The organism is Psychrobacter cibarius, from assembly GCA_030686115.1.
In the GTDB taxonomy this organism is placed as follows: Bacteria; Pseudomonadota; Gammaproteobacteria; order Pseudomonadales; family Moraxellaceae; genus Psychrobacter; species Psychrobacter cibarius_C.
The window spans coordinates 2,318,111-2,332,384 of sequence record CP131612.1 but is presented as its reverse complement, the minus strand read 5'-3'; the positions used below and the strand labels follow the sequence as shown (position 1 = coordinate 2,332,384).

The window sequence follows — 14,274 nt, the reverse complement described above, 5'->3', positions numbered from 1 at the left end:
ACCTCTTATAGTTTGTATACACTGGGATCTTTTTGCATCAGGTACCATTGATATTTTGTAAATGAAACAAGTTTATTTGGATTACTAGGTGCAATACCTGTTTGCCATTTATAATCCATTACTTTATCACTAAAACCCTGATAGAATTTATATTGGTTGGCAAGATTAGGCTCAAATACATGCGGTACTCCTAGACTATGGGCTACTTCATGAACTAAAGTTTCGTAATCGTCTAAACCTGATTTTAAAACGAGCGCAACATTACCTGTTGCAAATTGTCCAGTAGAAAAATCAGCAGGTGCTTTACCGTACAAGTCTTTTACATCAAAATCTAATAGAAAGATATAAGTTTTTTTGTGTCCTCTTTGATTAATAGATAAAGTATTACCATGTTGATCTCTATGTTTTCCCAGCCCATACTTATCATAAGCTCTCATAATGCCGTCACTTACTGTTTCTGGAGTATGGCTATTTGTCTTTGCATGCTTTATATAAGACTTTATACGTGTGTCGGTATCAAATTTATTCAAGTCGAATGGTTCTGTAGTTTTAATTTCTGCTCTTATAAGTGCTTGGTTAAATGCTTTATATTTTAAATACCATTCTATAGATTCTAAGGATTTTTTATTTATACCCGTAGATGTTTTAGTAGGCACTAATATTAAATCAACTTTATATGTCTGACTGTTTTTATGTACCATCAACTCTCCTACTAAGTCCTTAGAGTTAGCAGAAATAGCATAAACAGCGATGCTCTCGTGTTTGCTAAGTGGCTTGTTCTTTACTCCCTTAACCAATATTGCTCTTTTAAGAATATAATCCTTCCGAGTTTTTTTATTAGCCTTATCAACTGTCGTGTTTTTATATCCCTGACTGATAAAGTCTTTAATTGAAATGCTTGAAGGTGAAACAATGAGTTTACTTGAATTCGAAGATACAAACTCTAGCTTCGTATATTTATTGGCCGTTAGTTTAGAGGTGTCCCCAATTAGTTGCTGAAGCTCAATATCTAGTTTTACTCCATCTTTGTGCATAGATGAGCCGCCTCTATAAACACTGTTGGTTGTATACGGAAAGATAGCCAACCATGCAGGTAAATAATTGTATTTATGTAATAGTGGTGAGTGCATAGCGTCTTTAAGGTAAATATCTTTAAAATTAGAAATATTACCTCTAAATAATGCTTTGGGAGTACGCTTACCTGTTGTAGGTTCTGTTACCTTTTCCATAGGATATCTGTCAGCATCTCGTGGATAATCAAAGCCATAACGTCCAGCCATGTCTGTTGGCTGTCTAAAATGAACCGTGAACTCACGACGGCTGATCCTAAGCACTTTAAAAGGATCAGAAGGACCAGTAGTACCATTAGAGTTTTTACTCATTATTCATTACCTCTTAATTCATCACTCTGCCAATCCAGCTCTAGATGAATTTCAATCTCATCCTCGCTATCAGAATGGAAACGTTCTGACCAGCCATCTTCATTAGTGACACCTTTGAACTCTTCGCCCGTCTGTTTATTTACCGCTGTATAAGGCGTATTAGCATAAGGCTCATCATCGTCATCCAAAAACTGGTAGGCCAAACTATAAACCCCATCCATCATCGTCTTTTTATGAGGAACTAAGCTGGGCAACCCCGCCAATCCCAACCCATCCATCCCCCCACCAGCCTTACTATGCTTCCCTGCTTTTTCCGTAAACGATTTTGCACTGATGGTAATATCAGCACCATCAAGCGTGATACTCGCACCACCAGCCGTCAGCGTAATTTTATTCGTCGCTACTATCTCAACCTCTTTAGTCGAGGAGGCAATATTGACATCTTGCTTAGCCGTGGCTTCAAGCTTACCCGTATGGGCGGAGAGGGTGATATTCTCTTTGGCATTGGTCATACTAAACTGACCATCGGCTATGATATTGAGTGACTCGCTACTGGCTTGGCTATGACTCTCCCCACTACTGATCATCATATCTTGCTGCGTGGTGGAGACCATCTCACCCATGCTTCTGTGAATCAGTGTATCGTCACTGATATAGCTGCTGTCTGCTGCGCTGTCGATCAGCATGTAGGGCATTGTTTGATGAGTTTTGGTTTGCTGTTCCTCTGCGATAGTTTCAAGTTGCGTCTTAATCGCTTTGTGGTCATTGACATGACGTCCAAGCCCTGTCGCCAATTGTGTTAAACGTTCGGCTAAGTGCTGACCACCAAGACCAGTTTGGGTCAGAGTAGGAGTATGCTGCTGGTAGTTATGCTGTCCTGCTTGTGCGTGGGTTTGTGCTTGAGTGGAAAGGACGAGGGCTTCACCTGACTTTATGTTGATTTGAGCGTTAGTAGCCGCATTGATGCCTTGACGTTTGGCGGTGTCTGACGGATTAATAACCCCCATTTTTAGACTGGCGGATATCCCACCACTGTCTACTTTTAGCTGCGAGTAAGCTTGTTCTGTACGATGATCAGTAATCCATTCTGATAAACCATTGTCCGTGTTGCGATAACCGCTTTCGACGGCTTGATCGTTATCCGTGGCAAATAGGCTAGGTCGAGTCGATGACAATAAACTACCAGTATTAATCAGATGTTCGCTATCACCGATAGACTGCATCAGGGTCTGGTCGTCCGCTCTATGGGTGAAGTGGGTGCCGTAGTTAGCGCCAGCTTGTGCCTCCAATCGGTTGATAGGCTGAGATGGACTATCCAGTAAATAGCTGCGCGTGGGCGTCATATGATTGCGGCTATCGATATCGCTTTGCGCTTCGGTGATACCTGTCATCGGCGGTAGAGATCGCCTACTATAAAGCGATCCGACCCACGGGGTATCAGCGGTAATGAGGCGCAGCTGAGTTAAATGAATGCCAGCTGCTAATGTTGACGCATGACGCTGTTGGTGGCGTGAGCTTTGGGTCAGCCCTGTGACATGCACTAGACTATTGCGAGCCAGATGCACGATATGGGTAGCACGGTAGTGCTGATTGAGCGCACTGTGATCGACAAGTATAAAGGTATCAGCAACACTCAAATCCGTAGCATGGGCTAGAGCATGATAGACGCTATATTGACTTTGATGACTGTTTGCCACGATGGTTGCTTCGTCTATGGTTTCAGTATCTGTTACTGGCGCAAAAGCAGCAGGCGTGTCTAATGTGAGTGTGTAGTTATTCGAATGGCTTATGTCATCAAGGTTACGGCTCATCGCAACGTCAGCGGACTGCGTTGGGTGTGCAACACTGCTGCTATTAAAACGCTGCATCGTTACTGAGTTTGGCTGGGTGATGACCTGCTCACTCAATGCCAATATTGGTGCATGGACACGGTCATGTAACACTTGCTGGTAACGCAGCGCGCCAATATTTAAGCTGATGCCATCGCTATCACTTGGATCTGCGGTGGTAATAATGAGCTTTGGTGGACTATGCTCGTCCGTTTGCTCATGGCGTAGATAGGCTGTCAGCCCTTGACGCGCGAGCCGCTCGCAAATATGTGTCCAGTCGCTTATTTGCCACTGGGTCATGCGTGCTGGTGACCAGTTAGCATCTTCACCATTGTTGCTGTCATCGATTATTTCTATATCCAGCGTAGCCGTGCGCTCTGCTACCATAGCTTGTACGGTCAAATGAGTATCAATATGACTGCGTATATGCTGATGCAGGCGATAAGTGATGGGCTGTACAAGCAGGCGATAATAGCCGTAGCTGCCATCATGATCTAGCTGATGCACAGCCGTTATATACAGATGACGAAAGCTTAGGCCACTCGGAATATCAAAGCTCAAGGTCAGAGGGCTACCGATGAGATTGGTTAATGGCGTAAAGGGAGGGTGATGCCGCTCATGGATATAAACGTGTAGCACATAAGTGTCGATACCGTGCTGCTGGTACTGGCAATTACCACTGGGGTTTAGTTGAGCAATGATATCGGCTTCATCAGCGCTATGCATGAGCTTATCTTGCCACGCACGATGAGCATTGATGTCTTGGCGAGCGCTCGGATAGGGCGCTTGAGTGCTGCCTTCACTGGCATAGAGCCGATCAGGATGCATAGGCAGCACGGTATTGGTCAAGCGTAGCATAGTTATGTCCCTATTTTTTTAGCAGTGGCTCTCTTTTGGCATTGGCATTTTTTGTAGCATCGATATCTCTAGTAGCAATGACAGTATGTTTTTCAGCATTATCAATCCAGCTATCAGCACTTAACCGTCATTGCTTAGTTGCCGTTATCGTCATACGTTCTACATAGCGATGTTATTCATTAAGGGTAAATTCGATACGGCGATTGCGAGTGCGACCTTCTTCGTTGTCGTTACTAGCGATAGGATCTGAGTCCCCTTTACCAGTAGTACTGAGACGAGTTGCATTTATATTTCGACCGATCAAGTATTGTTTGACGGCTTCTGCACGCTTATTTGATAGGGCAAGATTGGCAGTAGAATTGCCGACATTATCGGTATGACCTGTAATAAGAACAGGCTTATCACCGACCCGCTGTAACACCCCTGCCATATCGTCTAAGATACCAAGGCCCATAGGCGTTAGATTGGTGCTACCAGACTCGAACTCGACGATACGGTTGCCTAAAGTTTCGTCTATGAGGCGTTGTTCACCTTCTACCACGACCAGCTGATTTTCTAATTGATAGAGATCAGTTAGGCGAGAGTGAATACGGTTTTGAATGGCTTGCTTTTGTTCAAGGCTGCTTACCTTGCCATGTAAGCTAATGGTCGTCCCATGAATGTCGATACGCCCTTGACGAATGTTAGAGATATCGCTATCAATGATAGTCGTGGCTATCTGTTGCCAGTTGGTTGGTATACTGATGTTCGAACGTACTTCGATTTCATCTCTGACAGGTTTATCAGGATACTGTGCTTTTAGCTTGTCGAGCAGTTGCTGTTTGTCTGAGCTGGTAGCGACCACACCCTTGATGACCACTGGCACATTTTGTGAATTATTTGTCACATGAGTGTCGTTATGTTCTGCAAATACAACGGCGCTCATAGGCAGGGTGATAGCGGCGGCTAATAGCAGGTTTTTCGCGTGATTTGTTCGCTTGGGTTTTGTCATTCTAGAGAGGACTTTCATTCAAGTACCTTTTTAATCTGTCTATTATTGAGCAGTGACTAATTGCAGGGGTATGATGCATGGTGGCTACTATCAGCTGTTACAAATCAGCAGTTATCGTGAGCCATTATTTATTGTGCTAAAAAAGTTTTTTTAAACAATTGCCTAGTATCATACAGATATAAATTATCTTGTAACAATACTTTATTAAACCGTGTCAACCCAATGTCTTCATCAATATATCCTTGAGTCCAGTCGCTATGAGCGATGACCACCCAATCTTCAGGATAAGTTTTTTCACTTTCTGATATTTGCTTGAGTATACGTCCATCGGGTTTAGTAAAACTCATGAGCAGGCGATAGCAATTAGCGACACGATATAAGTAGGTATTCAAGTAGAGCTGGTGTGGCTGATAAAAACCATTGATGAGATCGTGCCAAAAAGTGGCCATGTGTATCGAGTTTTCTCTATCAGAGGTAAGTGACCAGCAGATGGCTTTATTTAAGCCATGGAAACCCTTAGTAAAGGTCGGTAAAAATAACAGGCCAGTGGCAATGATTTGCTGTATCAGTTGCGCTTTATCAATGTTCATTAAGATCGCTATATCATGCAACGTAGTGGTATTGATAAAATCATAGTAGTAAGTACTGGCATTAGTATCGATGCTGAGTTGGCTATGGTTGAGATGCTCCATAAGATCGGTATTGTCAGTTTTGGATTTGGCCATGCTTAAAACTTCATAAGTGTCATTCCAAAGCGCTGATGACTTGACGGGCAGATAGTTCATCCAGTTTTTCGGTTTATCGAGATGAAGCACGCCAAAACCTATCAATGGGTAATTTCTATAGCTACTATCGTGACTAGGGATCAAAACGCCGGTGATAATCTCATTAGCTCTAGTATCGATATGACTGAAATTTAAAAAGGCAAAGTTATGATTACTGACATTGTCTATCGGAATTCCGCTAAATACACTTTCCGACACGGCTAACGCTTCGCTGACCCACTCATCAATGGCATTGGTCTCAGAGATATGAGCGCGCGCCCGTACAAAGTCCCCGCGAGCAGGCAATTTTCCAAAATATACTAAAGGCAAGGAGTCTGGAGTCATGGCGTTTGCTCCTGCTGTTCAGTCACGGCTGAACGATCATCAGTAGCCGTCGTGCTATCAGTAGGCGGTTGCACTGGTGGACTGTTTTCACTATTAGTATTAGGGGTTACAGTAGATGTGCGGGCTGGCGGCGTGACATTGCTTGTATTTTGCTCGCCAGTCGGTACTGGCTGATTGGTGCCAGAACCCGCATTAGGAGTATCGCCATCAACAGCATTATTATCAGAAATTGGCCTTGCTGTACGTGTGACACCAAGGGCAATAATCTCCTCTGGTAGTTTCATTCCGGTAAAGGGATTGGTAGAGCGACCTTGACCGGTAGTGGTACTACTGCCGCTGCCGCTGATGATTCTAAAGCGTACAGAGATAGTGATACCGTCACCAGACCATGCCATCTCAAAGATATCATTGCCAAGTTCAGTACGGCGTGCACTGTTAATGAGCCTTTCTACCCCAAAGCTGCCTGCTTCTTCAAAGACAGTAAAGTCTCTGCCATCATAGTCCTTGGCTCGAATACTGGCACCAGGTTGGCTACTTGGATTTGGCCATACAAACGTTGTCCACGCTTGAGTACCCATGCGATAACGCAACTGTTGACCATCGACCACAATAGTATATTCAGTCAAACCGCTGACGGGTAATGGCATGATTTGAAAAGTGGTTTGATTGGCAGCGCCACCAGTATTATTCGCACCAGCAGCGCCTGTGCTATTGCTGCCCATATAATTGGTAAAGTAACGGCCAAAATCAGCGACAAACTGCGGGTTGAGACCCAGACCTGCACCATTCCAGATTTTACTGGAGATTTGATCGCCGCGGCGAATGATAAAGGGCGATAACGTTTCGTTGACGAATCGCGCCACATAGCCATCTTCGCCGAAGAATTGACCGATCTCTGCAGGCGTCGCTTCTAAGTTTGCATTGGCGGTAAAGGGATACTTACTGCCTAAATTATCGAGGAAAGGCTTATAGACCTGCGCTTTCCAAACTTTATTAATCTCAGCCTTAGTGGGCGTCAGCAGCATGTTAAATGAACGAGTCAGTGGCTCACTCAACAACGGACGAACCAGTTGTTTTATTTCAGAGTTGGCTTGACTCAGGATCTGCTCATCTAATATCTGTAGAGATTTGGTTAACTCTGAGCCTTCGGGGCTGAGGGTTTGTGAGGCAAACAACAAAGCATCAGGGCCGATGTCGTCACTACGAGCGATATTGTTAAAACGGGTTCTGATATCGCCTAAGCTGACTAAATAGCTGTCTAATAATGACAGATCCTGATTTTCTTCTCTTGGCGTTACTAGCGCATGTATAGAGGAGAATTCTTGCGCAATCACACCTGAGCTTGCTTGTGCTACAGGCGCGGCGTTATTAGAGCTACCACCATTATTCATCGCTGCTTCTGCTTGCCGCAGCTCAGCAGGGCTTTGACGCAGGATGGTTTGCTTAAACCAATTGACAAATGAGCGACGAGATTCGCCACCATTGCCAGCTGCTTGATTAGCCGCTTTATTGTCCCATTGAGTTTGGCGATCTACTGTCTCAAACAGGGTTTTTAACGGTGACTCTGCGGCATTGGACAGCTGATTTAATAAGACCGCATGATCATCGAAGCCTGTGCTATCCCGAACATACACTTGAGATAAAAAACGTTTCCATTCACTGATATATTCTTGCTTATAGCGATTGACCAGATATTGTCGTATCTGTTCAGGACTGCCCGTCAAGGTAAGGTCATCTTGGCTGCTGGTGGCCAACACCCAATCATCGGCGACCACTCTTGTGGTGGCAGCTTTATCAATCTCATCACTGACGAAAGCCTCCCATGCCTCTTTAGTAAAAGTGCCTGAAATGACATAGCTACCAAGCAGTGCTTCATTAGCATTGTTTTGCGTGATCTGTGCAACCGTGACCGATGGGAAGCGGGCAGATGCACGCATTTTAATCTCTGAGTAAACACGCTCACGAGCAGGTTGACCTTTGCTAACCTTGGATAAATTGCTACGGGTTTTGTCTATCAGCCCTAAGTCATTTTGGATCAATGGAAAGGCGGGGTCGTCGACATGAGCCAAGGTAAAACTCAAGATACGCTCAGCTTGGCGAATCATCTTGTCACGCGGCATGTCAGCGCGATTGGCTTCGAGCCAGTTGCGCCAAAAACGGGTCATCTGATCACTCAAATGACTGGCCTCTAAATTGTCATGATTGCCAAGCATGAGATAAGCTTTGAGCGCGTTATAAGCATCTTCAACGTCTGTGGGGTCGGACTGGATATAAGCATCATTAACGGCAGCATCAGAGGTGTCATCAGTGCTTGAGTCTTCTGTACGGACTTCTAATTGATCGGCATTGGTATTTACTTCGGTCAAAAACGTTTCGATATTTTGTTTGGTTGGCGCTAAGACGATGATGCTGATGCCGTTATAATATTCTGCTAGCAATTTTTGCTTAAGCTTATCGCCTTGATAGAGGCCAAAACTTAAAGACAGCGGCTTGTCGTCTTCATAGCCTTCAAGCTGCTCGATTCGACTTTGTAGAATATTGAGCGACTCAAGCTGGGATTGTAAATCACCGTTAGAATTTTTTTGTAGCGCTGCGACTTGCTGTAAGTCAGCCACGACACGCTCAGTGAGCTGTTTATTATTGGCATAAGACCATGTCCACAGACCGACAGCCGCACACAAAGTCACGACAGCAGCTAGCGTCGCAAGCGAACGATGACTGCGCTTGTGTCGGTTTTTATGCTGCTTGACCAAATGCTTGTCTTTTAAAATGACTTTAGAAAATAGATCTTGTAAAAAATAAGGCTTGTCTGCGGCTTCTTGCTGCGCATTGAGCGGTATCGCAGGTGGGTGCAAATCGTAATTTTGTACCATTTGCAACGTCATTTGGCTGCTAACTTGCCCGTCCTGCAAGGCGCTGGTAAAGTAAAAGCCACGCAATATGGGCTTAAATTGGAAAGGGTTGTCCTCAAACAACGCATGCATCAGCGTCCGTATCATGGGACGTAATGACTGAAATTCCATTGGGAAAGTCATTAGACTGGGAGATACCGTGCGCTGATGACGTAAGGATAGCTTAGTGGTGCTCAAGTCTTTTAGACCATTGACCAAGACATCAAAATGTTCTTCGAATACGTCAGTGATATTGATATTTTCTGGGTCTTCAGGGTAGGGGATGGTCGCGCCCCATACTTGGCTGCGCTCTTCTTGCTCATAGTCATTAAAGAAGTCACGGAAGCCTGAAATTAAATCCATTTTAGTAAAGACCACATAGACAGGCGCATAGACTTCTAACTGTTCAGTTAAGTCTTGCACACGGCTTCGCAGATTCTTGGCCAAATCCAATGCATAGTTTGGGTCATTTTTGGTGAGTTCGGCGATACTGACCGCGATGATGATGCCATTGATCGGTGCTTTAGGTCGATTCTTTTTGAGTAGGCTTAAAAATGACAACCATTCTGAGCGATCTTCTTCATAGACGGAGTAACGTCCTGCGGTGTCGAGCAAGATACCTTCAGTCGAAAAAAACCAATCGCAGTTACGTGTACCGCCGACGCCTTTAACGGATAGCTTGTTACCTTGCTCCATAAAGGGGAATTTTAAGCCAGAGTGTAGCACTGCAGAGCTTTTGCCTGCTGCAGGATTACCAATGACCATATACCACGGCAGCTCATATAACGCCGCTTTGCCTGTTTGATCGCCTATCTTTGATTTGCGAATGGTTTTAATGGCATCTTGCATTTGCTGACGTAGCGCCTGCACTTCTTGAGCGTTTTCATCTTTGGCCACATGAAGGCTATCGTCACCTTGGCTCTCGTTGCCATTATCCTCCACTAAGTTTGCCAGCTCATCTGAGGCAAGCTTACGTTTTTTCCACAGGTAATAGCCAAGTGCCCCCAGTACCGTACATGTGATTAGGACGCCAATGATTATGACAAAGGTTTTAATAGCCACATAATCATAAAGTAAGACTAGAGCGACAATGAGCCCCAGCGCCAATAATACTCTTGGGTTATAGATAAGATGAAAAAACCTTGAAAACATGCGTGCTACCTAGTGTGAACTTAAGATAATAAAACGAGTATTTACCACGACAAAACATCATTAAAACTACGACTCAGATTTTTGAGAAGAGTCTAGCAACCAAAGCATATTGCAGTGCTTATGTTGAGTAATTAGAAATGACCTGTCTGACTCTTGTTGGTCTTCTTTGGCTAAGTCAATGAATAACGATAAGCTGATGAATGGCTTCAACCAATTATTCAATGGCATATAATGCCCTAAATGATGCTCATTTACTAGAGCGCCTTGTGCTATAAATGCTTCAAGAAAGCTCATATACGTTGATAAGTCATAAGGCTGATTTAATGGATTAATGTCAGACATGGCGGTAATGGATATGTCTGTTATAGAAACATTAGTCTTGTTTTTTTCTTTGCTGTTGATGTCAGACGATTTTTTTTCGGGCTTTACTATCTGTTTATCGGTGGTTTTTAGCGTGGTCGTATCGGTCGGCGACAGTGAAAGCATATTGTCTATTAATAGGTTTTTGATAGTCGTTAAATGATTCAAATAGCGACGTTTATCACTCAAAAGCTCAGTGCGATGAGCTGTAGCTATCTCCGTTAATAAAATACGGGTACTAGCGTCAATATTGAGTAGCTCTTGAGCCGCTTGATTCGAGAATAGCAACAGCACACCCGCCTCAGTAGGAATGACATTGGTCATTTGCTCAGCATACAAATGAGTGTCTAACCATTCTTCACTTATCTGTGAATCTGCAATGAGAATTAAGTAAAGATCCGGCGCAGTTGATTTAGATAAAGGCAGCAGATGTCTATTGATGAATTCTGTAGGTGTGGCAATGGTGCTATTGTTAGCGCTATTATTTGCTACGGTGTTTGCGACGTCAGTGCTGTCAGTTATGATGGTCGTAATAGCAAGCCGTGTATCAGGAATACCGTAAGCTGCTAACTGTTCTTTTATGGTCGCGATCAAAAATGCTGAATCGGCGCTGGCAGGTAAGCATAAATAGATAGGAAGATTGGTTAAATGACCAGCAGAGGCTGCTGTCATTTTGTCATCACTGTTCTCTTTACGGCTGTTATTTTCACTACTTACTTCGTTGGCACTCACCAAATAATGTTGCTGCCATTCGGGATGAATATGAATGGCTGCGTTGGACTGAGTCGTATCCTGTTGGTGATGTTGGTAAAAGTGTTCGGCAAGGCTAGACAGCATCTCCTCGCTCAAGACTAGCTGCTCATAAATTAATGCCTGTAAACGCAAGGTAGTATCATTTAACGCGGCTTTACGTTCGGTAACTCTCTCACCATCGAGATGGCTGTCTAAACTAAGGTCTAAATCACTGTCTAAATCACTGTCTAAATCACTGTTCGAATCTAAATAACGGTCTGAATAGCTGTCGTCAAATTCTGAATCTGCTGAATAGGCATCAGACAGACTAGGATATGGTAGTGCGGATACATCAGGGAGTCTTGCAATCGGTTTGACTAACATTGGCATACCATCAATATCTGTCAAATCCTCGCTCAATACGGTTAGGTCTGCGTCATTGTCCACCACTTCAGACCAACAGTCTCCTTCTGGTAGGCAGACACGGCTATAGATGAATAACTGATAAGTATTGGGCGGCTTAATAGCGTCTGTTTTATCTGTTGTTCCATCAAGTATCTCTGGTGAATCGGTTGTTTGTTTATCCAGTTTTTTTTGCCACCATGAGAGCGCCATGATAGAGCCAAGAAACAATAAAGGGATGGTAACAAACCATAGTAATAAGCCAGATGAGGTCAGCTGTCGCGCATTGTCTTTAAAGTACATCCAGACCAAAATGAGATACAACACCAAAATCATGACTAAAACAGATCGGCCGTATGACAGTATTTTTTTTGCGCCCACTTATTTAAACTCCCTATTTGTTGGGTTGTTATTATGATTATTACCATGTAGACAAGCTTTGCGATCCAAATTTTATGATATCTATAAGCTTGTTTTTACTATGCTAGTTAACTTTATTTGTCTTATTTATGATTCGGTTGTAATGATAGGAGTCGCTTTGAAAATGTCGTTAAACTATAAAATCGATAACCAGTAAGCCTTCTAAGCATTATTAAGTGAATTTTTATAATGAAATGGTATTTTTAAGCTGTCTATAGATAAGCTAATGGATAGAAATAAATAAAAATTAGTGTAATTAAGTTAGCTTTATTTTAAAAGGAGATGATTTGTCTATATAATACTGACGAAATCGTAATTATCAACGCCTGTTTATTATTATTTTGTTTTTATCGTCTCAACTGTCGCTGACGCTTGCCTATGATTTACTTGACTGTATCGGTCTTTACATTGCTCTCTATCCTCATGATGGTCATGCTTTTTGATCGGCAGCTATGTGGGCGACTATTAGATAAAGTAATGGTGTTTTTTCATCGATTGTCTAGCCTAAAATTCAAGCGTCCATCAATAAAGACACCAAAGAAAGCATTTGATTATCGTATCAAGCAGTTTATTCGTTTTATTTCAGATATAGATGTTTCTCGTATTCCAGTGATATCGGCATTGTCTTTTTTGATTGTCATGGCAACGGTTGGATTGTGTTATGCCCTGATTACCAATCATTCTCTGGAGGTTTATCATACCAACGATACCGTGGCTAGCACGACAAATTTGCAAATCAGTCAACTACTTATAGGAGAGCGTCTGCGTCCGCCGTCGCCTCCGCCAGAGGAGCTGTTTGCTGAACTAGAAGCTGAGATTGCAAGCTACCAAGCTGACAAGACAGAGGAAGGGTATTGGCCAAATAATCAGACAAATATACCTCAGATTGATAGACCGCTAATGCTCCCTGAGCCTGATTTGTCTGACTTAAACACTCAAGATCATAGCACTGGCTATTCAGGTGACATGTTGGCTGCACATCTAAACAATGGTCATATCAATATCAAAAATGCTGACCGTAATTGGCAAAAAATGAACTCGGATTTTGTTCAACGGCTGTTGACTGTGTATAAAGTAATGAGTGACCAATATGGCTATGACATGGTGCTGCTAGAAGGCTATCGTAGCCCTGCAAGGCAAGCAAGACTATTGAAAAAAGGCACTCATGTAACGAAGGCAGGATCATACAAGAGCTATCATCAGTTTGGTTTGGCGGGCGATAGCGCCTTTATCAGAAATGGTAAAATTGTCATAAGCGAAAAGGATCCTTGGGCAATGCGAGGCTATAAATTATATGGTAAAGTAGCCAAATCTGCCGGACTTGTGTGGGGTGGTGATTGGCGTATGATGGATCTTGGGCATGTCGAGCTGCGCAAAAAAGGCGTGCTCGGTCGCCCAGAAATGGCTGAGATTTTGACCAGTCAATAATGATAATAAAAAGCTAAGGTAAACTGAAAGTATGAATAAATGTATGACATTGCCAGTATCATTAATCGCCGCTACTTGCTTGCTAAGTGGGGCGATCGCCGGATGCAGCACTGATAAGTTGAGCAAGTCAAATGACAAGGTATCGGCATTGGCAGGCGAGCCTCCTACTATAGATGCCATGAGCCATATCGTTGATAATGGCAAAAATAGTGCTGATTTGCAAAGTTTAAAAGCACAGCTAGAGCTGCAGCAACAGCAGCTAGCGACTATGAGTGCTGAGCAGCAAGCATTGCAAGAAAAATTAAAGCGTCAGCAGATTACTCTAAATATTAAACCCACCACTAATGCCAATGCAGGACGTACCAAAGTAGGCACAGCAAGTACTGCCTATATCGCATTTTTGGAAGAAGAGAGCCAGTTTACGGATATTGAAGCGCTGGCTGCCAAAGAGATCAGTATTATTCCAAATCGTGAGAGCAGTCTGACCGTGAACATTCCACAAGACGCGCGCTTTATCGCTATTAAAGTGGGGCTGAAATATACCAAAAAGCGCTCACAGTTTCTTATCCCACTTGCCAGTCTCAATTTTGATACGCCACTGGCGATCAATATTGGTGGATGCGATGTCAGCATTACTGAGGGTGTTGACCCAGCTCTGGCACCTACATTTACTACCAAACTTAAATATTATCAGCAGCCACTAGTCAGCTGTTCTTAGGA

8 protein-coding genes are annotated in these 14,274 nt (G+C 43.4%); 2 read left to right on the top strand and 6 right to left on the bottom strand.

The genetic code is table 11. The features are described 5' to 3' along the window. Positions 1-5 precede the first annotated feature (5 nt). The 6 genes from Q6344_09855 to Q6344_09830 form a co-directional block, all read right to left on the bottom strand. On the bottom strand, positions 6-1,382 hold the full coding sequence (locus tag Q6344_09855; protein WLG12910.1) for a hypothetical protein: 1,377 nt from the start codon (positions 1,380-1,382) through the stop codon (positions 6-8). After that, the gene (locus tag Q6344_09850; protein WLG12909.1) at positions 1,382-4,069 is read right to left on the bottom strand and encodes a DUF2345 domain-containing protein; all 2,688 of its coding nucleotides are present in this window, start codon (positions 4,067-4,069) and stop codon (positions 1,382-1,384) included. Before Q6344_09850 ends, Q6344_09855 begins: the two co-directional genes overlap by 1 nt. Before the next feature lie 172 nt (positions 4,070-4,241). Continuing rightward, the gene (locus Q6344_09845; GenBank protein WLG12908.1) at positions 4,242-5,078 is read right to left on the bottom strand and encodes an OmpA family protein; all 837 of its coding nucleotides are present in this window, start codon (positions 5,076-5,078) and stop codon (positions 4,242-4,244) included. A gap of 110 nt (positions 5,079-5,188) precedes the next feature. Then, complete coding sequence (gene tagF, locus Q6344_09840) at positions 5,189-6,169, bottom strand: type VI secretion system-associated protein TagF (GenBank protein ID WLG12907.1); 981 nt, start codon at positions 6,167-6,169, stop codon at positions 5,189-5,191. Beyond that, the gene (tssM, locus tag Q6344_09835) at positions 6,166-10,212 is read right to left on the bottom strand and encodes a type VI secretion system membrane subunit TssM (protein ID WLG12906.1); all 4,047 of its coding nucleotides are present in this window, start codon (positions 10,210-10,212) and stop codon (positions 6,166-6,168) included. Before tssM ends, tagF begins: the two co-directional genes overlap by 4 nt. 66 nt (positions 10,213-10,278) lie before the next feature. Then, positions 10,279-12,087: a hypothetical protein gene (locus Q6344_09830; protein ID WLG12905.1), complete on the bottom strand. Its 1,809-nt coding sequence runs from the start codon at positions 12,085-12,087 to the stop codon at positions 10,279-10,281. 417 nt (positions 12,088-12,504) lie between these two features. Between Q6344_09830 and Q6344_09825 the strand changes: the two genes are divergently transcribed. Both Q6344_09825 and Q6344_09820 read left to right on the top strand, forming a co-directional pair. Beyond that, complete coding sequence (locus Q6344_09825; GenBank protein WLG12904.1) at positions 12,505-13,554, top strand: M15 family metallopeptidase; 1,050 nt, start codon at positions 12,505-12,507, stop codon at positions 13,552-13,554. Between the two features lie 31 nt (positions 13,555-13,585). Continuing rightward, a complete protein-coding gene (locus Q6344_09820) occupies positions 13,586-14,272 on the top strand; it encodes a hypothetical protein (GenBank protein WLG12903.1) in 687 nt (228 codons plus the stop codon). The last annotated feature ends 2 nt before the right edge of the window (positions 14,273-14,274 follow it).